Source organism: Pseudomonas sp. SK2 (assembly GCF_016772395.1).
GTDB classification, from domain to species: domain Bacteria; phylum Pseudomonadota; class Gammaproteobacteria; order Pseudomonadales; family Pseudomonadaceae; genus Aquipseudomonas; species Aquipseudomonas taiwanensis.
The window spans coordinates 4,197,149-4,221,343 of the sequence record NZ_CP061944.1 but is presented as its reverse complement, the minus strand read 5'-3'; the positions used below and the strand labels follow the sequence as shown (position 1 = coordinate 4,221,343).

At 63.7% G+C, this 24,195-nt stretch carries 25 protein-coding genes and 1 pseudogene; 19 read left to right on the top strand and 7 right to left on the bottom strand.

All coding sequences use genetic code 11. The features are described 5' to 3' along the window. The first annotated feature begins 1 nt into the window (after position 1). The 8 genes from gspF (at position 2) to gspN (ending at position 5,258) form a co-directional block, all read left to right on the top strand. A complete protein-coding gene (gspF, locus tag IF103_RS18995; protein ID WP_104883356.1) occupies positions 2 to 1,204 on the top strand; it encodes a type II secretion system inner membrane protein GspF in 1,203 nt (400 codons plus the stop codon). A 17-nt stretch (positions 1,205 to 1,221) separates the two neighbouring features. Then, complete coding sequence (gene gspG, locus IF103_RS18990; protein WP_023382061.1) at positions 1,222 to 1,656, top strand: type II secretion system major pseudopilin GspG; 435 nt, start codon at positions 1,222 to 1,224, stop codon at positions 1,654 to 1,656. Positions 1,657 to 1,659: 3 nt separating this feature from the next. Then, on the top strand, positions 1,660 to 2,097 hold the full coding sequence (gspH, locus tag IF103_RS18985) for a type II secretion system minor pseudopilin GspH (protein WP_104883357.1): 438 nt from the start codon (positions 1,660 to 1,662) through the stop codon (positions 2,095 to 2,097). Beyond that, positions 2,094 to 2,462 carry a type II secretion system protein gene (locus tag IF103_RS18980; RefSeq protein ID WP_104883358.1) on the top strand — a complete coding sequence of 123 codons (369 nt, stop codon included), beginning with the start codon at positions 2,094 to 2,096 and terminating at the stop codon, positions 2,460 to 2,462. Before gspH ends, IF103_RS18980 begins: the two co-directional genes overlap by 4 nt. Positions 2,463 to 2,537: 75 nt before the next feature. Beyond that, complete coding sequence (locus tag IF103_RS18975) at positions 2,538 to 3,128, top strand: prepilin-type N-terminal cleavage/methylation domain-containing protein (protein WP_027906558.1); 591 nt, start codon at positions 2,538 to 2,540, stop codon at positions 3,126 to 3,128. Beyond that, positions 3,125 to 4,219 carry a GspL/Epsl periplasmic domain-containing protein gene (locus IF103_RS18970; protein WP_041925741.1) on the top strand — a complete coding sequence of 365 codons (1,095 nt, stop codon included), beginning with the start codon at positions 3,125 to 3,127 and terminating at the stop codon, positions 4,217 to 4,219. The genes IF103_RS18975 and IF103_RS18970 overlap by 4 nt, the downstream gene beginning before the upstream one ends. Continuing rightward, on the top strand, positions 4,216 to 4,602 hold the full coding sequence (gspM, locus tag IF103_RS18965) for a type II secretion system protein GspM (protein WP_027906556.1): 387 nt from the start codon (positions 4,216 to 4,218) through the stop codon (positions 4,600 to 4,602). Before IF103_RS18970 ends, gspM begins: the two co-directional genes overlap by 4 nt. Then, a complete protein-coding gene (gene gspN, locus IF103_RS18960) occupies positions 4,599 to 5,258 on the top strand; it encodes a type II secretion system protein N (RefSeq protein ID WP_027906555.1) in 660 nt (219 codons plus the stop codon). Before gspM ends, gspN begins: the two co-directional genes overlap by 4 nt. Positions 5,259 to 5,295: 37 nt before the next feature. Here the strand turns inward: gspN and IF103_RS18955 are convergent, their stop codons facing one another. From IF103_RS18955 to IF103_RS18940, 4 genes and pseudogenes are all read right to left on the bottom strand, one after another. Beyond that, positions 5,296 to 9,822, bottom strand: a complete 4,527-nt coding sequence (locus IF103_RS18955) for a hemagglutinin repeat-containing protein (protein WP_202675578.1) — start codon at positions 9,820 to 9,822, stop codon at positions 5,296 to 5,298. Positions 9,823 to 9,848: 26 nt separating this feature from the next. Next, positions 9,849 to 11,531, bottom strand: coding sequence for a ShlB/FhaC/HecB family hemolysin secretion/activation protein (locus IF103_RS18950; RefSeq protein ID WP_023382053.1), 1,683 nt, complete (start codon positions 11,529 to 11,531; stop codon positions 9,849 to 9,851). Between the two features lie 159 nt (positions 11,532 to 11,690). Next, positions 11,691 to 12,110, bottom strand: a pseudogene (locus IF103_RS18945) (L,D-transpeptidase family protein); the annotation flags it as partial. Positions 12,111 to 12,265: 155 nt separating this feature from the next. Continuing rightward, on the bottom strand, positions 12,266 to 12,817 hold the full coding sequence (locus IF103_RS18940; protein ID WP_027906552.1) for an NUDIX hydrolase: 552 nt from the start codon (positions 12,815 to 12,817) through the stop codon (positions 12,266 to 12,268). 125 nt (positions 12,818 to 12,942) lie between these two features. Between IF103_RS18940 and IF103_RS18935 the strand changes: the two genes are divergently transcribed. The 5 genes from IF103_RS18935 to purT all read left to right on the top strand — a co-directional run bounded on the left by IF103_RS18935 (position 12,943) and on the right by purT (position 16,137). Further along, a complete protein-coding gene (locus IF103_RS18935) occupies positions 12,943 to 13,542 on the top strand; it encodes a CoA pyrophosphatase (protein WP_023382050.1) in 600 nt (199 codons plus the stop codon). Between the two features lie 43 nt (positions 13,543 to 13,585). Beyond that, positions 13,586 to 14,110, top strand: coding sequence for a gamma carbonic anhydrase family protein (locus tag IF103_RS18930; RefSeq protein ID WP_023382049.1), 525 nt, complete (start codon positions 13,586 to 13,588; stop codon positions 14,108 to 14,110). Then, positions 14,103 to 14,309: a DUF1289 domain-containing protein gene (locus tag IF103_RS18925; protein WP_023382048.1), complete on the top strand. Its 207-nt coding sequence runs from the start codon at positions 14,103 to 14,105 to the stop codon at positions 14,307 to 14,309. Before IF103_RS18930 ends, IF103_RS18925 begins: the two co-directional genes overlap by 8 nt. 101 nt (positions 14,310 to 14,410) lie before the next feature. After that, positions 14,411 to 14,878 (top strand): 7-cyano-7-deazaguanine/7-aminomethyl-7-deazaguanine transporter, encoded by a 468-nt coding sequence (locus tag IF103_RS18920; protein ID WP_023382047.1) that lies wholly within the window; start codon positions 14,411 to 14,413, stop codon positions 14,876 to 14,878. Positions 14,879 to 14,955: 77 nt separating this feature from the next. Then, entirely contained in the window at positions 14,956 to 16,137 is a 1,182-nt protein-coding gene (gene purT / locus IF103_RS18915) for a formate-dependent phosphoribosylglycinamide formyltransferase (protein ID WP_023382046.1), read from the top strand. A 110-nt stretch (positions 16,138 to 16,247) separates the two neighbouring features. Here purT and IF103_RS18910 read toward each other — a convergent pair whose 3' ends face one another. From IF103_RS18910 to IF103_RS18900, 3 genes are all read right to left on the bottom strand, one after another. Further along, positions 16,248 to 17,549 carry an MFS transporter gene (locus tag IF103_RS18910; protein ID WP_202675577.1) on the bottom strand — a complete coding sequence of 434 codons (1,302 nt, stop codon included), beginning with the start codon at positions 17,547 to 17,549 and terminating at the stop codon, positions 16,248 to 16,250. 277 nt (positions 17,550 to 17,826) lie between these two features. Beyond that, positions 17,827 to 19,029 (bottom strand): transporter associated domain-containing protein, encoded by a 1,203-nt coding sequence (locus IF103_RS18905; RefSeq protein WP_023382044.1) that lies wholly within the window; start codon positions 19,027 to 19,029, stop codon positions 17,827 to 17,829. A gap of 9 nt (positions 19,030 to 19,038) precedes the next feature. After that, positions 19,039 to 19,848: a cytochrome C assembly family protein gene (locus IF103_RS18900; protein ID WP_023382043.1), complete on the bottom strand. Its 810-nt coding sequence runs from the start codon at positions 19,846 to 19,848 to the stop codon at positions 19,039 to 19,041. Between the two features lie 287 nt (positions 19,849 to 20,135). Between IF103_RS18900 and ffh the strand changes: the two genes are divergently transcribed. From ffh to IF103_RS18870, 6 genes are all read left to right on the top strand, one after another. After that, entirely contained in the window at positions 20,136 to 21,512 is a 1,377-nt protein-coding gene (ffh, locus tag IF103_RS18895) for a signal recognition particle protein (protein ID WP_023382042.1), read from the top strand. 233 nt (positions 21,513 to 21,745) lie between these two features. Beyond that, positions 21,746 to 21,997, top strand: a complete 252-nt coding sequence (gene rpsP / locus IF103_RS18890) for a 30S ribosomal protein S16 (RefSeq protein WP_023382041.1) — start codon at positions 21,746 to 21,748, stop codon at positions 21,995 to 21,997. Positions 21,998 to 22,002: 5 nt separating this feature from the next. Beyond that, positions 22,003 to 22,539, top strand: a complete 537-nt coding sequence (gene rimM / locus IF103_RS18885) for a ribosome maturation factor RimM (protein ID WP_023382040.1) — start codon at positions 22,003 to 22,005, stop codon at positions 22,537 to 22,539. Between the two features lie 3 nt (positions 22,540 to 22,542). Next, the gene (trmD, locus tag IF103_RS18880; protein WP_008094486.1) at positions 22,543 to 23,295 is read left to right on the top strand and encodes a tRNA (guanosine(37)-N1)-methyltransferase TrmD; all 753 of its coding nucleotides are present in this window, start codon (positions 22,543 to 22,545) and stop codon (positions 23,293 to 23,295) included. 42 nt (positions 23,296 to 23,337) lie between these two features. Then, the gene (gene rplS, locus IF103_RS18875) at positions 23,338 to 23,688 is read left to right on the top strand and encodes a 50S ribosomal protein L19 (protein ID WP_023382039.1); all 351 of its coding nucleotides are present in this window, start codon (positions 23,338 to 23,340) and stop codon (positions 23,686 to 23,688) included. A gap of 97 nt (positions 23,689 to 23,785) precedes the next feature. Beyond that, on the top strand, positions 23,786 to 24,193 hold the full coding sequence (locus tag IF103_RS18870; RefSeq protein ID WP_023382038.1) for an acyl-CoA thioesterase: 408 nt from the start codon (positions 23,786 to 23,788) through the stop codon (positions 24,191 to 24,193). The last annotated feature ends 2 nt before the right edge of the window (positions 24,194 to 24,195 follow it).

Genomic DNA, 24,195 nt, shown 5'->3' with positions numbered 1-24,195 from the left:
CATGCCGACCTACCGCTACCACGCCGTCGATCTAACCGGCAAAACCCACACGGCTAGCCTGCAAGCCGACAGTGAGCGCCATGCCCGCCAGCTACTGCGCGAGCAAGGGCTGTTCGCCCGTCGATTGTCCGGTGCCAAGGGCGGGGGGCGCACGTCTCGTCGACAGCGGCTGAGCCGTGCGCAGTTGTGTGAGCTGACCCGTCAACTGGCCACGCTCACAGGCGCTGGTATCCCGTTGGTCGATGCCCTGGCCACGCTTGAGCGCCAACTGCGCGAACCGCAGTTGCACAGCGTGCTGGTGGCCTTGCGAGGCTCGCTGGCCGAGGGCCTGGGGTTGGCTCGCAGCCTTGCCCGTCAAGGGGCGCCATTCTCTGGGCTCTATTGTGCGCTGGTCGAGGCCGGCGAGCGTTCCGGGCGCCTGGCCCAGGTGCTCACACGTCTGGCAGATCATCTGGAGCAAGTCCAAAGGCAACAGCACAAGGCGCGCACCGCGCTGATCTACCCCGTCGTGCTGATGGGCGTGTCGCTGGCGGTGGTGGTCGGGCTCATGACGTTCGTGGTGCCCAAACTCACCGAGCAGTTCGCCCATGCCGGGCAAGGCCTGCCCCTGATCACCTCGCTGTTGATCGGGCTGAGCCAGGGCTTGGTGCAGGCCGGTCCCTGGTTGCTGGCATTGGCACTGCTGCTCACGGGCCTCTCTGGCTGGCTGCTGCGCAAGCCGTACTGGTGCCTGCGCCGCGATGAGCTGCTGCTGCGCCTGCCGCGCATCGGCACCCTGCTGCAGGTGCTGGAAAGCGCGCGGCTGGCGCGCAGCCTGGCGATTCTCAGCGGCAGTGGCGTGGCATTGCTCGAAGCCTTGCAGGTGGCCACCGAAACCGTCGGCAACCGGCGTATCCGCCTGGCCATGGAGCAGGTGCGCCTGCAAGTGCAGGGCGGCACCAGCCTGCATCGCGCCCTGGACGCCAGTCAGCAATTCCCGCCGCTGCTGGTGAACATGGTGGGCAGCGGCGAAGCCAGCGGCACCCTGTCCGACATGCTCGAACGCGTGGCCGACGACCAGGAGCGGGGCTTCGCCCGCCAGGTGGATACGGCCATGGCGCTTTTCGAACCCCTGATGATCCTGGTGATGGGCGCGGTGGTGCTGTTCATCGTGCTGGCGGTCCTGCTGCCGATCATGCAACTGAACCAGGGCCTGCAACTGTGAACACAAGGAGTACCGACATGCAGCAACGACGCACCCGCCAGAGCGGTTTCACCCTGATGGAAATCATGGTGGTGATCTTCATCATCGGCCTGTTGATCGCCGTGGTCGCGCCCAGCGTACTGGGCAACCAGGACAAGGCCATGCGCCAGAAGGTCATGGCCGACCTGGCCACCCTGGAACAGGCCCTGGACATGTATCGCCTGGACAACCTGCGCTTTCCCAGCAACGAGCAGGGCTTGGCCGCTCTGGTGAAAAAGCCTGCGCAGGAGCCGCTGCCACGGGCCTGGCGCAGCGATGGTTACGTGCGTCGCTTACCGCAGGACCCTTGGGGCACGCCTTACCAGTACCGCATGCCGGGCGAGCATGGTCGGGTCGATGTGTATTCGCTGGGGGCCGACGGCATGGCCGGCGGTGAAGGGCAGGATGCCGACCTGGGCAACTGGGAGCTGTAGCCCATGACGGACCAGCGCGGTTTCAGCTTGCTTGAGCTGCTGGTGGTACTGGCCATCGCCGGGTTGATGACCGGGCTTGCCGTCGCCTCACTCGAGAGCGGTGGGGCGAATGTCGACCAGGCGTTGCAGCGCCTGGCCGCCGAGACCCGCGCACAGGCTGCGTTGGCACGCCACACCGGACAACTGCGCGGGTTGCGCTGGACCGGCCAGCATCCACAGTTCGTCCGCAGGGAGGGGGCACGTTGGGTCGTCGAACCGGTCACCTTCGACCCTTGGCCCAAGGGCTTGCGCCCTGACTGGCCGGCCAGCGCGCAACCTCACGTGCTGTTCACGGCCCAAGGCTGGGCGCAGCCGGGCAGTGTGCGCTGGCATTGGGCCGAGGGCAGCCAGCGCTGGGACTGGAGCCACGATGGCCGTTTGCGGGTAGCGGCGGCGCCATGAAGCACAGGCAACAGGGCTTCACCTTGCTGGAAGTCACCGTCGCCCTGGCGATTACCGCCGTGCTGGCGGTCATCACCAGCCAGGTCTTGCGCCAGCGCCTGGCCGTTCAGGATAGCGTGCAACACCACCGCCTGGGACTGCTCTGCGCGCGGGAGCTGCAAGCGCGCTTCACCGTCGAGCAGTTTTGGCCGACCGCTAACCAGGTTGGCGGCGTGCTGAGCCAGGGCGGGCAAGCCTGTCATTGGCAATTGCAGTTGCGTGGCACCGGTGTGCGCGACTTGCGCCGGGGTGAGTTGCAGCTTTACGCCGACCGCGACCAGCGCCTTGCGCTGGGCCAGTTCAGCGTATTTCTGGAGCGCCCCTGATGCCCGCGATCAGCTGTTCTGTAGGCGCTGGCTTGGCGGAGATCAGGCTATGAAAGCGACCATGGGAGTGACCCAATGAAGCGGCGCCAGGCGGGCCTGACCCTGATCGAACTGTTGGTCGCACTGGCCCTGACCGCGCTACTGGGCGTCATGCTTTCGGCGCTGGTCAATGGCTGGCTGAAGGTGCGCGAACGGCTGCAGTCGACGACCCAGGAAACCAGTGTGCTGGACTTTTGCCTGGCCCTGGAGCGGCGTTTCGACAGCCCGGTGCTGCGCCGTGTCCATGAACAACGTCTGCCACTGGCCAGCCGGTGGCTCGATTGGCAGCCCGACCGCCAGCAACTGCTGTGGGTGGCTGCTGCCGCCATACCAGAAGCCGAAGGGGGTTCACGGCTTCAGCGCCAGCGTCTGCGTTTCGATGTCCGCCAACAGCGCGTGTTACTGGAAAGCTCTGCCGACCTGTACGCCGCTGGCGCGCCCCATTGGGTATTGCGTGAGCAACTGGAGCGGGTCAGCGCGATGAACATTCTTTACCACCAGGGTGGCCGTTGGCTGGCCTGGCCTTCCGATCAACCGGCGCACCCAGGTCGCGGCGTGCGCTTGGAACTGCAGCGTGATGGAGCACCCTATGTCTGCACCTTCGTTCTCCCTTGGGGGCGGTCATGATGCTTGAGTGGCGTCGACGGACAGCGAATCGGCCCCGCTTGTTGCTGCGGCCGGGCATCGTCTGGGATTGGATGCTGATCGACACGAGGGGCGCGACAACAGAAGGGGTAGGTAAGCCGCCGGTGCAGGAGGATGTTCAGGTTGTGCTGATCATCCCCGCGCAGCATTGCAGCCAGTTCCAAGTGGCGGCACCGCCGCGGCTCAAGCGCGAGGAGTGGCCGATGCTTCTGGAAGATCGCTTGCTTGAGCACCCGGAGGATGTCGTGTGCGCGCGCCTCTGCGCCCCACCCGGGCAACTGCAGTTGTTGGTGGTGGCGCGCCAGGCCCTGGCGGGCTGGCGCGAGCAGTGTGCCGAGTGGGGGCTGCAGGCCGAGCACTGTTGGGCCGAGTTCCAGTTGATGCCGATGCCTGAACCAGGTGCTGCCTGGCAGTGGCGAAGATCGTCGGGCCTGACGCTGTTCAAGGGCATGACGGCCGAGGCGAACGAGCTGTGGCTGGCCTGGCCCGATGGACTGGGCGAGCTGCCAGAACACCCTTGGTCAAGCCTGCGCAGACAATTCATGGAAGGCCCATGGCCGACGCCCTTGGCGTCGCTGGCGCAATTGCCTCGTGTGTTCGAGCAGCGCGGTGGGGCATGCAAGTTGCCTGGCGTGTCGCGGCAACAGCGCGGTCTGCTGGTGGCCTGCCTGCTGTTAGCGTGTACGTGGGGCGGGGTGTGCCTGACCCAGCAGTGGCACCAAGCCCAGGTCTGGCGTGCCGAGGTGGCGGCGGTTGCCGGCGAGCATGCCAGCCCTCGCCAGGCTGCCCAGGCGCTCAAGCGCCTGCGGGAAGGCCAGGTACAGCAGCAGCTGCGCTTACGCCAGCTCGACGAGCTGCAAGCATGTCTGCAGGGTTGGCTGCGTGAGCACCCCCAGTGGCGGCTGCAAGCGGTGCGCTTCGACGGCCAGCGTTGGCACCTGCGCCTGGAGGGTGATGGCGTTGCGCCGCCCTGGCGTGAAATGGCCGAGACGGCCGGTGCGCGTGTCGAGGTTCAAGGCGGGACGCCGGCGCTGCAGTGGCAAGTGACCTTCGACCTGGGGGATGCGGTATGAACCTGTACGGGTTGCAGCGCAAGCGGGGCGTGCTCGCAGGGTGCCTGATCGGGCTGCTGGTGGCGGTGCTGGTTACCCGTGAAGGGCTGAGCCTTTGGCGTGAGCTGGGGCAATGGCGCGAACTGGCGCAAACGGCTGGCCGTTTGCCTGGAGGGCCGGCGTTGAGCCTTGAGCGTTTGCATCAGTCGGCCCTGGTGGCGCGCATCGACATCAGCCAGGTCGAGCCGCAAGGCGAGCGCTGGCAGGTGCGCGGCCAGGTCGCAGATGCGCAGCATCTTCAGGGCTGGTTGCAGACTCTCCAGGCAGAGGGCGTGCAGCCGCTGCAGTGGGGGCTGGAGCAGGACGCCGGGCGCTTGCGGTTCGACCTGTTGGTGCAGCCATGAGCCGACGCGGATTGTTGTGGATGGCACTGGTGTTCGGGCTGACCGTGCTGGTGGAATTACCCGCCAGTTGGGTGGCGCGCGCCTCGGGGGCCGCGCTTGGCGGCGTCAGCGGAACGCTGTGGCACGGACAGGCGCAACATTGGGGGGCGGTCGGTCCGTTGCGATGGACCTTGCAACCATGGCGTCTGGTAGCAATCGGCGAGCTGGGTTACCAAGGCCAGGCCTGGCAGTTACGTGCCGAAGGTTGGCCATGGCGCTGGCGCTTGCAGGTGCAGGCGACAGGTGCGCAAGCGACTGCGCAGGCGGACTATCGCCTGGCGGGGCAATGGCAAGGCACGCTGACGGCGCAAGGCTCGGGGCTGAACTGCCAGGGTTCGGCTGGGCGCCTGCAGGCAGTGGATGTGGCGGTGAGCGCACCCTGGTCATTGGCGTTGGGGCAAGGCTCGATCGAGCTGGATTGCCGGGCGGGCTGGCATCTGCTGGGACACCTGGCGCTGCAGGGGCAGCACCAGGTGAACCTGGATGCCGACCTGATGCAGCGAACGGCGCAGGTCCGATTCCAGATGCAGCCCGATGCCGCCTTGACGCCCGTGCTGCGTGGCGCGCAATGGATGGAGGCACAGGCGACTTCAGGTCAGCGTCGCTTGAGGTGGTAGGCGGGCAGGGCGACGACGCCCAACCCGCCCGGTCCAGTCAATCACGCTTGCCCTGTACGCTCGATGCCCACGCCTGGTTGCGGTTGTAGCCGCTGGTGCGCAGCAAGCCCAGGTCGAGCGCATTCTCGCCATCGGCCGCCCCCTTGCCTTTGGTCAGCTGGGCCACGGCGGTACCCAGGTCGACTGGCGAGTTGGAGGCGTCGATCGACACGTCACGGCGATAATCGCTGCCGCTCAGGGTTTCACGGGTTACGGCTTGGGCACGCAGTGCGACATCGCCTTTGGCCGACTGCAACCGCGCGCCCATCAACTGCGCTTCGCCTGCGACGTTCAGGTCGATACCTTCGCTGCCTTTGAGCGCTGTCGGGTGAGCGACGCTGTCACGCTGCGCGTGGGTGAGGTCGAGACTGAAGGTTGGCGAGAAGCCGGGTTCCGCCTTGCTCAAGGCCGGGCCGGCTTTCTTCGCGACGTTCCCTCCCAATGGCCCGGCCAGCGAACTGGCGGCATTGACGTAGCCCTGCGGGTTCTTTTCCTGGCTCAATCGCGCATCGGCATTGATTGTCAGGGTATCGACGCGGTCCTTGAGACTGGCCAGCTTCAGGTCACCGCCGACATCGCCGGTGATGCGCTCGGCTTCCAGGCTGGTGCCTTCCAGCTGTGTGTCGCCGAGGCTTGCCAGGCTGATGTGCCCGGCGCGCAGGGTATTGGCGTTCCAGGTCTGGTTGTCGCGCTTGTCCAGGTCGACCTTGACGCGGCCATGCAGGCCGCGGGTATCGGTCGCGCCCGTGGCCATGCTGAAACCGGCACCTGCAGTGATGTCCAGGTTGTTGCGGCGCTCGATATCCTTCGACGCTTCGATCCGCAGGCCGCCGTTGCTTGCGTTCAGCGCAATCTGTTCGGCGGAAACCTGCAGCCCTTGCAAGTGCGCAGCGAGGTTGTCGCGGGCGCGGCTGGTCACGCTCAGTTTTCCGCCGCTGGCGATCTGCGCATCGACCGCCTGGCTGGCGTTCTCGTCCACCCTGCCGTTGCTGAAGTGGCCACCGAGGGCGCCGCTCTGTGTAGCGCCCGTCTTGGCCGCCAGTTCCATGCCGCCGCCCAGGTTGGCGCCACTGGCCTGTTGGGTATCGCTGGCGGCCTTGACCTGCAAACGGCCGCCGCTGTCCAGATAGGTATCGCCTACCTTGGCGGTGCGATCGCCGATGCGGGTGCCTTCGAGCAACAGGTCGCCCGCGCTGCTCAGGCGTACTTCGCCTTTGGCATCGACCTGTGCGACCTGTGCCTTGGTTTGCTCGCTGTTTTTCTGGACGTGGTCGAGGTAGCCGCGGGTCTCGCCTCCGGTGCTGTCCGGGCGGTTGCCGCCCTTGGCCCAGGCGTTGCCATCAAGCTGGCGCGACGACTGTTTGCTGTGGTTGGTCGCCTGGGTCAGGGCCAGGTCGCCGCCACTGCGAACGAGGACATGGCCGTCACCGCCATCGAAGCGTGTGCCTTCGTAGCGGCCGTCGCTACCCAACTGTACCTGGATGCCTTGTTGGCCATAGAGGCTGCCGGGCACCGCTGTGTTGGCGACTTCCAGCTTGTCCAGTGAACCGCCTTTGCCAGAGGCACGCATGTTCAGGTCGCTGCCGGTGGTGCTGTCCACGCGCAGGTCGCCGCCATAGGCCAGCCGCTGCACAGTGGTCTGCTGAGTGTTTTCGGCTGCCCGCAGGTGATGCCGGTCGGCGTCGATCTGCAAGGCGCCGGCGTTGGCTCGCCACGCGGTGCCTTGGTCTTCGATGATGTCAGCCTTGCTGGTCACCGCGCTGCCGGACAACTCGCTGACCTGGGCATAGCCACGGCGCTGGTTTTCCAGGCGCTTGATGTGCTCCAGCGTCAGGTCGGCACCCACGCTGGGCGCTGCCATGGCATCTTCGGGCGAAGCTTGCTGGAAGCGCTGAGCCTCCTCGCCCAGTATCAGGCGCTCGATCGGGCGGGTGAGATCACGGTACTCCACGCTGGCCCCCAGGCTGCCACGCCAGTTGTCGGTGACTTCCTCACGCTGTTCGATGTTTTCCGGGGCGCGGTTGTCGATGTGCGTGGCGACGACCTGCAGGGTTTTACCGGCCTCGACGCGTGCCGCTTCGTTGGCCATTTCGCCCGTGTCGATCTTCACGTCGCCGCTGGCCTGGAGTTCGCTGCGTTGCACTTTGCTGTCGAGCGCGGTGACCGTGTGGGTGTCGTGGTGGCCATCGAACGCACTGCCGAGCCGGTCGATGCCGCCGGTCACGGTCAGGCCGCCACCGCTCTGCTGAGTACGGGTGGTTTCTTGCGTGTCGTTACGTGTGACGCCCAGGGTCAACTGTTTGCCGTGCAGGCCTAGGTCACCCGCGCTGGCCTGAACCTTCGAACCATTGACCTGCAGATGAGCGCCGCTGTCGAGGGTTACCGAGGCGCCCTTGAGTTCGCTGGCAACCTGGCGGGTCTCGACGCGTTCACCGGTCGTCGTGGCGACTTCATAGCCCACGCTGGCCGCGTACTGGCGCGATTCAGGCTTGCCGTCCTGGGCCGCATGGGTTTGCCTGGCATCGGCGCTGAAGCTGCGCTGCTGGGACGAGGTTTGGATGAGGTCCCGGGACTGTGCACTGTCGACCAGCAGGTCGCCCTTTGCTTCGACTTGCAGGTGCTTGCCGGCCTCCACCCTGGCGCCCCGCACACGCAATGCGTCGGCGCTGGCCAGGCGCAGGTTGGTGGTGGACGACACGTCACTGATCAACACCTGGGCTCTTTGCGTTTTGCTCTCGTGCTTGTTGCCGAGCAGACCGAACAACTTGCTGCTGCTATCGCGCTGGGTGGACGTGCTGCTGCCCTGATCGGCTTCGATGGCCAGGTGACCTTTTTCGCTGTAGAGCACGGCATCGCCCTCGGCCATGACACGGCTGCCCTTGAGGCTGACTTGATCGGCGACCACCTGCATGGCGCCGTCGCTGGTGATGCTGCTGCCGACCACGGTCTGGCCTTGGCTGTCCTTGCCTTTGCGGTCGCCGAAGAAGGTGCCGGATACCAGATCGCCCCGGTAATTGCGCTGGGTGCCCTGTTCTTTCAAGGCTGTGGTCCGCACCTCGACGGTCCTTGCCTTGATGGACTGGTCGCCGCCGCTGTGCAGGGTGCTGCCGTTGACCCTGAGGGTATCGGCAACCTTGACCGTCATGCGTCCGGCATCGAGGGCGCTGGCATTGGCCTTCTCGGCGAGCAGGTCCGAGTCACGGTCTCCGCGCCACAGGTCCTTGCGATGGCGCACCTTTTCCTGGATACGCAGGCTGTCGATACCGGCTTCGATGTTCAGATTGCCGCCACTGTTCAGCTCAAGGTCGCTGGGGGTGCTGAGGTTGGCCGCCACCATTTGCATGTCGTCCCCGGACTGCAAGGCCATGCCGTCGCGACCGTGCAGGGTTGTGCCGTGCTGCGCCTTGTTGGTGGTGGTGCGCTCACGGTTGTAGGTTTCCCGGGTGACGAACAGGAACTTCTTGTTCCACTTGTCGCGATTTCGCTCGATGGTTTCCCGGGTTTCGGCATCCAGGGTCAGCTTCTTGTCGGCCTTGAGCTCGACGCGCCTGGCGTGGCCGTCGACGGCGCTCAGGCTCAGGTCGTCGGCAGCGCTGAGCGTCAGCGCGCCTTGTTCGCTGCGCAGCTTGGCATGATTTTCGGCATCGCCCTTCACCTGCAACCCGCCAGCGGAGCGGATGTCGATACCCTCGCGGCCTTCGACCTCCATCGCCCCCATGCGCACTCCAGCGCCCTCGGCGGTACTCACCACACGAATGCGTCCGGCACGCATGGCGCCGAACAGGCTGGCGTCGATGGTCGAGGGCAGCGCAGGCAGGTGCTCGACGATCTGGCCACCGCCGTGGTCGATCCGATGGCGGCCTACGGTGATGTTCAGATCCTGCTTGGCCTGCAGCAGCCCCGTGCTGTTCAGGCGGGGTGCGATCAGGTCGAGCGCGCCTTCGCTGTTGCTCTGCCCACCTTCGAGCACCTGCAAGCTTCCGCTGGCACTGAGCGTGTCGAGGTACTGGAGTTGCTCGGCTTGCATCTCGGGCGTGCCGACCACGAAGCCTGCACGGGTGGTGTTGATGAAACTGCCGCCGTTGAGGGTGATGCCGTTGGGGTTGGCCAGAATGTAATCGGCCGGGCGGCCGAAGATTTCCTGCGGCCCTTCGATCAACGATGCGTTGCGGCTGACGACCTCGTTGAGAATGGTGGAGGCTGCCTGCCCCTGGAACTGCGGATTGGCGGCCAGGGCACCGGCCAGCTGCGACTGGCCGGCTTGCAAGGCGTTGTTGAGCACTAAACCGGGTCTACCCACGTTGTAGTCGAGAAACTGGTTGTGCGACAGGCCATTGGCGTTGGGGGCGACGATGTCGATGACCGGTACGCCGTGGCCGCTGTTGATCACGGGTGTGCCGCCTGGGCCTGGTGCCGCTTGCAGGCCACCTTGGGCCATAGCGGTGCCGGGGCTCAGCACGGCGAGGAAAATGGCCCAGCGCAAGGTATCGGGACGGGGGGATTTCAACGGCGAGAGTGTTTGCATGTTCTCGTTCTCTTTTTGTGGGTGAATCAGATGTTCAGGGACCACTCCAGCACCCAGAAGCCGCGCTCCAGACCGGAACGGGGCAAATCGCTGGCATACAGGGCATGTTGGTAGTCCAGGCGCAGGCGGCTGCTGGGCAGGCTCAGTTCCATGCCCACCGCTGCTCCCGCCAGGCGGTGCCTGGGGGAATCCCCGGCAAGCTGCACCCAGCCAAGGTCCAGGCCGAGGTAGGGGCGCACCTGCACCGGCCCGGTCCAGTCCATTGGCAGCACCTGGCTCAGGGTGTTGCGCCACAGGGCCGCATTGGCGCCGGCGTGGGTGGCCTGGCGGAATCCGCGCACGGCCGAGTCATCGCTGAGCAGGCGTTGTTCGACGGCGGGTAGCACGTCGTCGCTCCATTGCAGGGCCAGCTCGCTGTGCCAGCGCCATGGCCGGTGCGCGGGGCCTTGGCGCAAATGGAACAGGCTGGCGCTGTACTTGCGAAAATCCGGGCGAGGCGCATCGGCGCGCAGAGCCGATCGGTCCGCGCCGAACCAGTCCACGCCTTGGCTCATGCCCAGGTAGGCGTTCCACAAGCCATGGTCGAGCCAGAGCAGGTTGACGCCCGCTTCGAGCGTCGTGAGGGTGGGGCTCTGGAAGGCCAGTACCGCGTTGTTGCTCCGGTTGATCAGCTGCTTGCGGTTCAGTCGGCCGCTGACACTGAGCATGCCGCGCTGGTCGCGCCAGAGCGTGCGCTCGAGGTTCAGCCCTTGATAGCTGCTGCGACCACTGGTGGTGTGCGGACTATGGGGAATGGGCGCGCCATAGCGCAGTTCGCTGGCGTTGAGGGCGAAGGTCCATGGACCGTAGGGAATGCTGTAGTGCAGGTTGATGCCCTGGCTCTGGCCCGGCGCATCGACGACGGTCGAGACCCGTGACAGGCGCAGGTCGTCATTCAGGCCCAGCGGGCTGTCCAGGCCAAGGCTTAGGCTCAGGCGGTGGCGGCCGGTGAGCGCGCTGCCGCGGTTGTCGAAGTGGCTGTCCAGATGCCAGCGTGAAGCCACTTTGTGCGGCACGACGTGTACGCGGGTCCCACCGGGAATCTGACCAGGCAATAGGTCGATACCCAGTTCGTAGGCACGCAAGCGGTTGAGTTGGTCCAGCCCTTGTTCCAGATCGGGAAGGTACAGGGGGCGCCCCAGGACGTCTGGAAATGCGCCGCGCAGCGACAGTGGCAGTTCGGCCCCGGCGAATTCGATGGACTCGACGAAGCCTTCGATGACGACGATGGCGAGCGGTTCGCCATCGTGGGGGGCTTGTTGCAGGTAAGCGCGACTGGTGGGGTAGCCGGCCTGGACATAGAGCTGGGTGATGGCTTTGAGCAACCGGTTGATGCTGGCGATGCCCATGCATGCGGGGACCAGTGGTCGTACCGTGGTTTCCAGCAGTTGCGGCGCCAGTAGCTGGCTGCCGGCCAGCCGTACGCCGGAGGTTTTCCAGCAGTGGCCGTCACTCGGCTGGTCGGGGGAGGTGACTTCGGTGCTGTCAGGCGTCCAGGGGCGTTGCCAGCGTTGCAGACGTTGCTGGTGTTCCAGCTGTCGCAACGCGCGCTGTTGATCGCGCAGTTGCTGGCTGGCGGGGTCGTCGGCCAGGGCCTGGGCCATGGTCAGTGCGCCGGCGATCAGCCAGGCAAAGATGAGGATGAGAAAGTGGCGTGATGGGTACTGCATCGAACAACCCCGCAAGGTCAGTACCGTTCAGGTACCGGTATGCGGGGATTCTAAAAATGCAGCGCAGGGCCTGGATGCGATCCCGTGCCTAGGCGGGCGTAGGCACGGAGTGGAAATACCGTGCGAAGCTTCCTACAGCTCAAATTGAAATGTAGGACCTTAGGGGCGAATCTCGATCAGTGTTCCGTCCTTGACCAGGTCCCAGACTTCGCGCATGTCGTTGTTGCGCATGGCGATGCAGCCATCGGTCCAGTCCAGGGTGTGGAAGTACCACTCCGGGTACTCGTCGTTGATCGGCGTGCCATGGATCATGATCATGCTGCCGGCACTGATGCCCTCGCGGGTGGCGCGGGCGGCGTCGCTGATGTTGGGGTAGGAGATGTGCATGGCCAGGTTGAAGCGGTCGCTTTGCTTGCGCCAGTCGAGCCAGTACAGCCCCTCGGGGGTCTTCTTGTCCCCTTCGCGTTCCTTGGGGCCCTTGGGCTGCTTGCCCAGCGAAATGCGGTAGGTCTTGAGCGGTTCGCCACGGCTGATCAGCTGTAGGCGGCGCTCGGACTTGATCACCAGCACCTTGTCGATCAGCGGTTGCATGGCGGTCTGTGAGGGCGAAGGCGCCTGCGCGGGCGGTTGCGGCTTGCGGATGATGACCTCGGTGTAGGCCGCCTGGGTCACCGACGTAATGCAAAGGCAGAAAAGGGCGAACAACCAGCGCATGAAGCGGTATCCCTGAAAACTTAAGTGGTAGACGTGACGTTCATCGGTGGCAGGTATTCATGGCCAACGGGGAAGGCCTGCCCGATGCGGTCGCGATAATAGCATTCTAGTGTGCGAGTGACGGTGCGGAAAGCCAGCTCGTCCCACGGGATCTCGTCTTCTTCGAACAGTCGCACTTCAAGGCTCTCTATGCCCACATCGAAGTCGAGGTCGAGCAGTTCGGCGCGGAAGAACACATGCACCTGGTTGATGTGCGGCAGGTCGAACAATTGGTAGAGACTCATCGAACCGACCTGGGCACAGGCTTCCTCGACGGTTTCGCGACGGGCGGCCTGGTCGAGGGTCTCGCCGTTCTCCATGAAGCCGCCGGGCAAGGTCCAGAAGCCACGGCGCGGTTCAATGGCGCGCCGGCATAGTAGCACCTGGCTACCCCAGGTAGGCAGTACACCGGCGACGATGTTGGGGTTCTGGTAATGAATGGTCTGGCAATGTTCGCAGACATACCGCTGGCGGCTGTCGCCATCGGGTACCCGCTGAATGACCGGTTGGCCGCACGCGCTGCAGAATTTCATGCTGTTCTTCCCTTGTGATCGACCTATCTTGGCGCGCCAGGCGGGGTGCTCGCAAGCTCACGGGGCTTGGGTGCTTCGCGGCTTTGGTGCATCATGCTCGAAGGCCTTGGAAACGAGAGTGCGCAATGCTGGACGAGCTTCTTCGCCGAATGAGCAACCATGAACCTGCATCATTGGAAACCGACCGACGGTTCCCAGAAGCGGCGGTGCTTTTGCCCATTACCCGTAGCGAAGAACCCGAGCTGGTCCTGACCTTGCGTGCCAAGGGGTTGTCGACCCACGGTGGCGAAGTCGCCTTCCCTGGCGGGCGTCGCGACCCGGATGACCCTGACCTGGTGTTCACCGCGTTGCGTGAGGCCGAAGAAGAAATCGGCCTGCCGCCTGGGCTGGTCGAGGTGATTGGACCGCTCAGTCCGCTGATCTCGTTGCATGGCCTGAAAGTAACGCCATTCGTCGGTTTGATCCCGGATTACGTCGAATACCGCGCCAATGATGCCGAGATCGCGGCAGTATTCACCGTGCCGCTGGCTTTCTTCCGCCAGGACCCTCGCGACCATACCCATCGCATCGATTACCAGGGCCGAAGCTGGTACGTGCCCAGCTACCGCTACGGCGAGTACAAGATCTGGGGATTGTCCGCGATCATGATCGTCGAGCTGGTCAACCTGTTGTTCGATGCCGGTATCAGCTTGCATGAGCCCCCCGAGCGCTACATCGAAAACTGAGCGGGATACACCCGCCATCTGCCTTGAGCCATGAGGAGCCAACATGAAATACCGCCTCGGCGACCTGCGGGTCGAGAGTCATCCCACCAGCTGGGCTGCGCCCAATGCCACGCTGATCGGCAAAGTGCGTCTGCAGGCCCGTGCCAGCGTATGGTTTGGCGCGGTGCTTCGGGGCGATAACGAGTTGATCGACATTGGCGAGGACAGCAATGTCCAGGACGGCACCGTGATGCACACTGACAAGGGCATTCCGTTGAGCCTGGGCAAGGGTGTGACTGTCGGGCACAACGCGATGCTGCACGGCTGCACGGTCGGCGATTACAGCCTGGTCGGTATCAATGCGGTGATTCTCAATGGGGCACGCATCGGCAAGCATTGCATCATCGGCGCCAATGCGCTGATACCCGAAGGCAAGGAAATTCCCGACGGTTCGTTGGTGATGGGCTCGCCGGGCAAGGTGGTACGTGAGCTCACCGAGCAGCAGAAGCGCATGCTCGAAGCCAGCGCTGCCCACTATGTACACAATGCCGAGCGTTATGCGCGGGAGCTGGTGATCGACGATGAGTGAAGTGGTAGCGACCGAGCGCCCGGTTGCCTCGCCGTGCGTGAGCATCTGTGCGTTGGATGAACAGGATATCTGCACCGGCTGCCAGCGCACCGTGGCGGAAATTGGCCGTTGGGGGCGCATGAGCAATGACGAGCGCCGGGCGGTGTTGAAGCTTTGCCATGAGCGGGCGGTGGCTTCTGGCCTGATCATGGGGCAGTGATGGGGTGTTGCCTTTGAAGGGGCGGCGTGCCTGTGGCAGCGGGTTTACCCGCGAAGAAGGCGGCGCTAATCTGTCAGGCTTGCCCTAAGATCTCCCCCACCATGTTCTATCTCATCGCCTACATCAGCAGCGTAGTGCTGATCAACTACGCCTTCTCCAGTGCACCGCACCTGGACGTTATCTGGTCCGCCTGGGGTGGGCTGGTATTCATCCTGCGCGACATGGTGCAGACCCGTTTCGGCCACGGCGCCCTGGTTGCCATGCTGGTGGCGCTGGTGCTGTCGTACGTCACGTCGGAACCGGCCATCGCGTTGGCCAGCGCCACCGCGTTCTTCGTCTCCGAACTGATCGACTGGCTGGTGTTCAGCATCACTCGCAGGCCGCTGCGTGATCGACTGTGGTTGAGCTCGGCGCTGAGCATCCCGGTCGATACCTTCATCTTCTTCGGCATGATCGGGGCAATGACCCCAGTGGTCATCGGTACCGCGATGGCTTCCAAGTTTGCCGGAGTCACCGCGGTGTGGCTGGCCATGGCATTTCGTGCCCGACGGGCCGCCGTGGCTGGTTGATGGTGTAGAATAGCGGTCCTTTTTTCAGCGGGCAGCGCACAGCCTGGCGCGGCCCCGGACGCCTTCGAGGACCTGAAATGACCCGTATCGGAACCCCATTGTCGCCCACCGCGACCCGAGTACTGCTCTGCGGCTGCGGCGAGTTGGGCAAGGAAGTGGTGATCGAGCTGCAGCGCCTGGGCGTCGAAGTGATCGCCGTGGACCGTTATGCCAATGCACCGGCCATGCAGGTGGCGCACCGCAGCCACGTGGTCAACATGCTCGACGGCGTTGCCCTGCGTGCGGTGATCGAGGCCGAGAAGCCGCACTACATCGTTCCGGAGATCGAAGCCATCGCCACCGCGACCCTGGTCGAGCTGGAAAACGAAGGTTTCAATGTGGTGCCCACCGCCCGCGCCACGCAGCTGACCATGAACCGTGAAGGCATCCGCCGCCTGGCCGCCGAAGAGCTCGACCTGCCGACCTCGCCCTACCATTTCGCCGATACCTTCGAAGACTACGCCAAGGCCGTCGCCGACTTGGGCTACCCTTGCGTGGTCAAGCCGGTCATGAGCTCGTCGGGCAAGGGCCAAAGCCTGCTGCGTAGCGATGCCGACCTGCAGAAGGCCTGGGATTACGCCCAGGAAGGCGGACGTGCCGGCAAGGGCCGGGTCATTATTGAAGGCTTCATCGACTTTGATTACGAAATCACCCTGCTGACCGTGCGCCACGTCGGTGGCACCACTTACCTCGAACCGGTGGGGCATCGTCAGGAGAAGGGTGACTACCAGGAATCCTGGCAGCCTCAGGTGATGAGCCCGAAGGCGCTGGCCGAGTCGCAGCGTGTGGCCAAGGCCGTCACCGATGCACTGGGCGGCCGCGGCCTGTTCGGCGTTGAGCTGTTCGTCAAAGGCGACCAGGTGTGGTTCAGCGAAGTGTCGCCACGCCCGCACGACACTGGCCTGGTGACCCTGATTTCCCAGGACCTTTCGCAGTTCGCCCTGCATGCCCGCGCCATCCTGGGCCTGCCGATTCCGGTGGTGCGTCAGTTTGGCCCGTCGGCCTCGGCGGTGATCCTGCCTGAAGGGAAGTCGCAGCAGACCAGCTTCGCCAACCTAGACGCCGCGCTGAGCGAGCCAGACACCGCGATCCGCCTGTTCGGCAAGCCGGAAATCAACGGCCAGCGCCGCATGGGCGTATGCCTGGCGCGTGACGAGTCGATCGAAGCGGCCCGTGCCAAGGCGACCCGCGCTGCGCAGGCGGTTCAGGTCGAGTTCTGATCCTGAAGGGGCCGCTCTGCGGCCCATCGCCAGCTAGCCGGCTCCTACAGGTACAGCCTTGACGTGTAGGCGCTGGCTTGCCGGCGATCAGGCTGTGAAGGCCGTGATGTTCAAAGCGCAGTATCGCGTGTCTCTTTCAGGCACAGCACGGCAATCAAGCTGATCACCGCCGCCACCGACACGTACCCACCCACCCAGCTCAACCCGCCCATGCTCACCAGTTTCTGGGCGAAGAACGGTGCCGCCGAGGCGCCAACGATACCGCCCAGGTTGTACGCCGCCGACGCGCCGGTGTAACGCACGTGAGTCGGGAACAGCTCTGGCAGCAATGCGCCCATCGGGGCGAACGTCACGCCCATCAGGAACAGCTCGATGGCCAGGAACAACGCCACGCCGGTGGTCGAGCCCGAGGTCAGCAGCGGTTCCATGGCAAAGCCCGACGCCACCGCCAGCAGGCCGCCGACGATCAGTACCGGTTTGCGCCCGTAACGGTCGCTGAGCCAGGCCGACAGCGGCGTGGCCAGGCCCATGAAGACCACGGCGAAGCACAGCATGCCAAGGAAGCTCTCGCGGCTGTAGCCCAGGGTCGAAACGCCGTAGCTGAGCGAGAACACCGTGGAGATGTAGAACAGCGCATAGCACACCACCATGGCCGCGGCGCCCAGCAGGGTTGGCAACCAGTACCTGGCGAACAGATCCACCACTGGCATCTTGACCCGCTCATGACGGGCGACGGCCTTGGCGAACACTGGGCTTTCCTCCAGCTTCAGGCGTACATACAGGCCGACCAGCACCAGTGCAGCGCTAAGCAGGAAGGGAATGCGCCAACCCCAGTCACGGAATTGCTCGTCGCTGAGCACCAGCGCCAGTGTCAGGAACAAGCCATTGGCCGCGAGAAAACCGATCGAAGGGCCCAGTTGCGGGAACATGCCGAACCAGGCGCGTTTGCCCTCTGGTGCGTTCTCGGTGGCCAGCAGTGCTGCGCCACCCCATTCCCCGCCCAGGCCAAGGCCCTGGCCAAAGCGCAGCAGGCACAGCAGGATCGGGGCCCAGACGCCGATGCTGTCATAGCCCGGCAGTACGCCAATCAGTGTCGTGGACACGCCCATCAGCAGCAGCGAGGCCACCAGGGTCGACTTGCGTCCGATGCGGTCACCGAAGTGGCCGAACAGTGCCGAACCCAGCGGGCGGGCGAGGAACGCGATACCGAAGGTCAGAAACGCCGCCAGCATCTGTGCGGTGCCGGAGCCGGACGGGAAGAACACCGGGCCGATCACCAGCGCGGCGGCGGTGGCGTAGACATAGAAATCGTAGAACTCGATGGCGGTGCCAATGAAACTGGCGGTGGCGACCCGAGCCGGGGAATTGACCGGGGCGGCTGGCGCTTCGGCGTAAGTGCTGCTGGTTGTCATTAAGTAGGTCCCTAACAGTCTGGTCTTGCTCCATGGGCTTGGCCCACGATCGCGCGCACTCGAAACGACAGGCAGGCACGGTCTCGCGGACGCCGGAAGCGTATTGTTGTGATCGCTCGACTGACGGCAGCCCAAGGGGGATAGGGGCGGGAGCGGGCACTGTTCGGGGTGTTGAAGCAGGACCGCGGGGCGTGTCAGTGAAGCGGACTGGCCGTATGGCGCCGGGTGCGGGTAGCAGGCGTGACGGCGGGGCTGGGTAAGCGTGACCCGAGTATAGCTATCGGGTCACGGTCCACACCAGTACCTTGCTGGCGCAATTGTCCTCTGTTTCGAGGATCTCCAGGCGATAGCGGCCGATCTTCAGGCAAACGGCGCTTTCCGGGATGCTTTCCAGGGCTTCGGTCACCAGCCCGTTGAGGGTCTTAGGGCCGCCGTCGCAGGGTAGGTGCCAGCCCAGGCTGCGGTTGATTTCTCGCAACGAGGCCGCGCCTTCGATGACGAATCGACCATCGGCCTGGGGGTGTACGTGGGGGTTGTCCAGGCTGTGTTCGTCCTCGAATTCGCCGACGATCTCTTCGAGAATGTCTTCGAGGGTGACGATGCCCAGCACTTCACCATACTCGTCCACCACCACGCCCAGGCGTCGTTGCTGCTTGTGGAAGTTCAGCAATTGCAGCTGCAGCGGCGTGCTTTCTGGAACGAAGTACGGCTCGTAGCAGGCGCTGTGCAGTTTCTCCAGGGTCAGTTCGGCCTTGGGTAGCAGGTGGCTGATCAGCTTGGTGTTGAGGATGGCCTCAACCTGGTTGATATCGCTGTGGTAGACCGGCAGGCGGGTGTGACGGCTGACGATCAGTTGTTCGATGATGCGTTCGATCGGGTCGTCGAGGTTGATGCCGTCCACCTCGTTGCGCGGCACCAGAATGTCGTTGACAGTGATCTTGTCCAGCGATTGCAGGCCATCGAGCAAGCCGTGGGATGTTTCCGGCAGTTCGTCCTCATCGAAGTCCTGGCTTTCCTGAGGGTGGAGGGCCACGGCGGTGGGTTGCACACGGAATGGGCGCAGGATGAGTTTGGCGCAACCATCGAGCAGCAAGGCGAGCGGCTGCAGCAAGGTGAGTGGGAGCTTGAGCAGGCTGGTACCGAGGGTGGCAAAGGCTTGTGGGTTGCGTCTGGCGAGCCGCCGGGGCAGGAATTCGGCGAACACCAGCAGTGCCGCGGACGCTGCCAGGCCGGCCAACCAGAAACCGTGCTCGCCGTTGTAGCGTTGGCCCATCAGGCACGCCAAGCCCAGCACCAGCAACTTGCCCAGGCTGGCGCACAGCACCAGGGCTTGGCCCGGCAGGGCGGAATGGCCATCATCGCCCTGGCGCAGCGTGCCGTTGAGCAGCACGCGGGCGGTCTCCACGGCGGTGAACAGCGCCGACCACAGTAGCGCCAGTGCCAAGGTGCCGAGTAGCGGGGCGTACGGCAGGGAGTCCATGGGCAGTCGTCAGATGTGCAGGATGAATTCGCGAACCAGCTTGCTGCCGAAGTAGGCCAGCATCAGCAGGCAGAAACCGGCCAGGGTCCAGCGGATCGCCTTGTGGCCACGCCAGCCCAGGCGGGTACGGCCCCACAGCAGCACGCTGAACACCACCCAGGCGACGCAGGCCAGCAAGGTCTTGTGCACCAGGTGTTGGGCAAACAGGTTCTCGAGGAACAGCCAGCCCGAGATCAGCGACAGCGACAGCAGCCCCCAGCCTGCCCAGAGGAAGCCGAACAGCAGGCTTTCCATGGTTTGCAGTGGCGGGAAGTTGCGGATCAGCCCGGACGGATGCTTGTGCTTGAGCTGGCGGTCCTGCAGCAGGAGCAGCAAGGACTGGAACACCGCGATGGTGAACAGGCCGTAGGCCAGGATCGACAGCAGGATATGCGCCAGGATGCCCGGTTCCTCGTCGATCAACGGCACGGTGCCGGGAGGGGCGAACTGGGCCAGCAATGCGGTGACTGCGCCTAGCGGGAACAGCAACACCAGCAGGTTCTCTACCGGAATGCGCAGGCACGCCAGCAGGGTCAGGGCAATCACGGCCACGGCGATCAGGCTGGCGGCGCTGAAGAAGTCGAGGCTCAAGCCCAACGGTGTGATCAGTTGGAAGTACAGGGCGCCGCCCTGGGCAGCCACGGCGAGAGCACCGAGCAAACCGAGCAGCCGCTTGTCGGCTTTGCGGCCCTGCGCCAGGTGCAAGCTCTGATAAATGGTCGCTGCTATATAAAGGCCGGCGGCGATCAGGTTGGGGATGAGGCTGGGTGAGGAGAACATAAGTCCTGGTTGGCGAGCCTTAAAGAGACGGAGTTTGGCATAGAACGCGTTGCGCAAGGAAGACTGGGCCGACCCGGTCGGCCGTTTCGCTGGCACATCTGTCCTGTGGGTGCAGGTTTGCCCGCGAAAGGATCGGCTGCAGCACCGAATATCCAGAGGGTCAGCGCCAAGGTGTGCGTCGCCGCCGCACTTCGCTATAATCGCCGCCTTGCTGTGTCCGGGGTGTGTGCGTTTCCCCCCAGGACGCCTGACAAACCTCGGCTTTTACTGGGCCTGAAAGGATCACCATGTTCGAAAACCTGACCGACCGCCTGTCACAGACGCTGCGCCATGTTACCGGCAAGGCCAAGCTGACCGAAGACAACATCAAGGACACGTTGCGCGAAGTGCGCATGGCCCTTCTCGAGGCCGACGTTGCCCTGCCGGTGGTCAAGGATTTCGTCAACAGCGTCAAGGAGCGTGCGGTCGGCACCGAGGTGTCGCGCAGCCTGACCCCAGGCCAGGCGTTCGTCAAGATCGTCCAGGCCGAGCTGGAAAGCCTGATGGGCGCGGCCAACGAAGACCTCGCGCTCAATGCCGCGCCACCTGCCGTGGTGCTGATGGCCGGTCTGCAGGGTGCGGGTAAGACCACCACCGCCGGCAAGCTGGCGCGCTTCCTCAAGGAACGCAAGAAAAAGAGCGTGATGGTGGTCTCGGCCGACGTTTACCGCCCGGCGGCGATCAAGCAGCTGGAGACCCTGGCCAACGACATCGGCGTGACCTTCTTCCCGTCCGACATCAGCCAGAAGCCGGTCGCCATCGCCGAAGCGGCGATCCGCGAGGCCAAGCTCAAGTTCATCGACGTAGTCATCGTCGACACCGCCGGCCGTCTGCACATCGACGCCGACATGATGGACGAGATCAAGGCGCTGCACGCTGCGGTCAAGCCGATCGAGACCCTGTTCGTGGTCGATGCCATGACCGGTCAGGACGCGGCCAATACCGCCAAGGCCTTTGGCGAAGCCCTGCCGCTGACCGGCGTGGTGCTGACCAAGGTCGACGGTGATGCCCGTGGCGGTGCCGCACTGTCGGTCCGTGCCATCACCGGCAAGCCGATCAAGTTCATCGGCATGGGCGAGAAGACCGAGGCCCTCGAGCCATTCCACCCAGACCGCGTCGCTTCGCGCATCCTCGGCATGGGCGATGTGCTCAGCCTGATCGAGCAGGCCGAGCAGAACATCGACAAGGCCAAGGCCGACAAGCTGGCCAAGAAGCTCAAGAAGGGCAAAGGCTTCGACCTCGAAGACTTCCGCGACCAGCTGCAGCAGATGAAGAACATGGGCGGCCTGGGCGGCCTCATGGACAAGCTGCCGAGCATCGGTGGTGTCAACATGGCGCAGATGGGCAACGCCCAGGGCGCGGCCGAGAAGCAGTTCAAGCAGATGGAAGCGATCATCAACTCCATGACGCCGGCCGAGCGCCGTGATCCGGAGCTGATCAGCGGCTCGCGCAAGCGCCGTATCGCGCTGGGTTCCGGCACTCAGGTGCAGGATGTCGGCCGGCTGATCAAGCAGCACAAGCAAATGCAGAAGATGATGAAGAAATTCTCCGCCAAGGGCGGCATGGCCAAGATGATGCGCGGCCTTGGTGGAATGCTGCCAGGCGGCGGCATGCCGAAACTGTAAAACCTATTCGGGCGCTCGCCTTTGACAAGGCAGGCGTCCAGAACCCCGCTGCGGCGGGATAATGGCCGTGAAATTCGCGGCTCAACCGGCAGATCTGGACGGTGAGGTGAGACCTTGCCGAAAAAGGCATTTGCAAATGTCCGTGTATTCCCCGAGAATATGCGGCCTTTTGGGCACCCGTGTGCCCATTTGGCATTCAGATTTGCAGCACCGACTATAGGAACGATGTTCACATGGTAACCATCCGTCTTGCCCGTGGCGGCTCCAAGAAGCGCCCTTTCTACCACCTGACCGTGACCAACTCGCGTAACGCCCGTGACGGCCGTTTCGTTGAGCGCGTTGGCTTCTTCAACCCGATCGCTTCGGGCGCTGAAGTCAAGCTGTCGGTCAACCAGGAACGCGTCAACTACTGGCTGAGCCAGGGCGCGCAGCCGTCTGAGCGTGTTGCTCAGCTGCTGAAGGACGCTGCCAAGGCCGCTGCCTAAGTAATATGAACGCGACGCCAGAAAAGGCTGACGACCTCATCGTCGTTGGCAAGATTTTTTCGGTTCACGGCGTTCGCGGCGAGGTGAAGGTGTATTCCTTTACCGATCCGATTGAAAACCTGTTGGATTATCGGCGCTGGACGCTTCGGCACGAAGGCACTGTAAAGCAGGTCGAACTGGTCAACGGTCGTGGCTCCCAAAAGGGCCTGGTCGTGAAACTGAAAGGCCTCGATGATCGCGATGAAGCCCGTCTTCTGAGCGGTTACGAAATCTGCATTCCGCGGAGCCTTTTGCCCAACCTGGCTGCTGACGAGTACTACTGGTACCAGTTGGTGGGTCTGAAGGTCATCAACCAGGACGAACAGCTGTTCGGCAAGGTCGATCACCTGTTGGAGACCGGTGCGAACGATGTAATGGTGGTCAAGCCCTGCGCAGGCAGCCTGGATGATCGCGAGCGTTTGTTGCCCTATACGGCGCAATGCGTGCTCAACGTCGACCTCGAAGCAGGCGTGATGCGGGTCGAGTGGGACGCGGACTTCTAATCGATGGGTAACCTTCGCGTAGACGTCATCACGTTGTTCCCCGAGATGTTTTCGGCCATCACGGAGTACGGCATTACCAGCCGCGCGGTGAAACAGGGGTTGCTTCAGGTGACTTGCTGGAACCCGCGGGACTACACCACAGATCGTCACCACACGGTGGATGATCGGCCGTTTGGCGGTGGTCCGGGCATGGTGATGAAAATCAAGCCTCTGGAAGACGCCTTGGTTAGCGCCAGGCAAGCGACCGGAGCATCGGCAAAGGTGATCTACCTTTCGCCGCAAGGCCGCAAGCTGACTCAGCAAGCGGTCAAAGGCCTGGCCGAACAGGAATCGTTGATCCTGATCGCCGGTCGTTATGAAGGCATCGACGAGCGTTTTATCGAGGCTCATGTCGATGAGGAGTGGTCGATTGGTGACTATGTGCTTTCCGGTGGCGAGCTGCCGGCCATGGTACTGATCGATGCGGTTACACGACTGCTGCCCGGAGCTTTAGGGCATGTGGACTCGGCGGAGGAAGACTCCTTCACCGACGGTCTGCTCGATTGCCCGCACTACACCCGACCTGAGGTGTATGCGGATCAGCGTGTTCCCGACGTGTTGCTAAGTGGCAACCATGCACATATCCGGCGTTGGCGGATGAAGCAGTCCCTTGGTAGGACCTTCGAACGACGCGCCGATCTTCTGGAAAGTCGCTCGCTTTCTGGAGAAGAGAAGAAGCTGCTCGAGGAATATCTCCGCGAGCGGGACGATAGTTAACGTATCGATGGTGGATCGAGTTATCCATCTTAGGAGCACAGCATGACCAACAAGATCATTCAGCAGCTCGAAGCCGAGCAGATGAACAAGGAAATCCCAACCTTCGCACCAGGCGACACCATTGTCGTCCAGGTTAAAGTGAAGGAAGGTGAGCGTTCCCGTCTGCAGGCGTTCGAAGGCGTCGTTATCGCCAAGCGTAACCGCGGTCTGAACAGCGCCTTCACCGTGCGCAAGATCTCCAGCGGCGTTGGCGTAGAGCGTACCTTCCAGACCTACAGCCCACAGATCGACAGCCTGGCCGTGAAACGTCGTGGTGACGTGCGTAAAGCCAAGCTGTACTACCTGCGCGACCTGTCCGGCAAAGCCGCTCGCATCAAAGAAAAACTGTCCTGAGTGCAGTTTTCCGGGTGGCCAAGGCCACCCAGCGAGAACAAAAAAGCAGCCTTCGGGCTGCTTTTTTGCGTTTTGAAACCCTTGCGATGTATCAGCCATGACGACCCGAGACCAGGAAATCCTGCGCCGCACCGAACTGTCGGTGACCCGCGTGACCAAAGCCGTTTTCCCCAATACCACCAACCACCACAACACCCTGTTCGGCGGCACTGCGCTGGCCTGGATGGACGAAGTGTCGTTCATTGCCGCCACGCGTTTCTGTCGCTTGCCGTTGGTGACCGTTTCCACTGATCGGATCGATTTCAAGCACCCGATTCCAGCTGGCTCGATCGTCGAGCTGGTCGGGACGGTGATCAAGGTCGGCAATACCAGCCTGCAGGTGCAGGTCGATGTATTCGTCGAGAACATGTACCTCGATGGCCGTGAGCGCGCAATCCATGGCGTGTTCAGCTTCGTCGCCATCGATGAGGACAAACGTCCGGTGCCAGTGTTGCCAGAGGCCTGAGT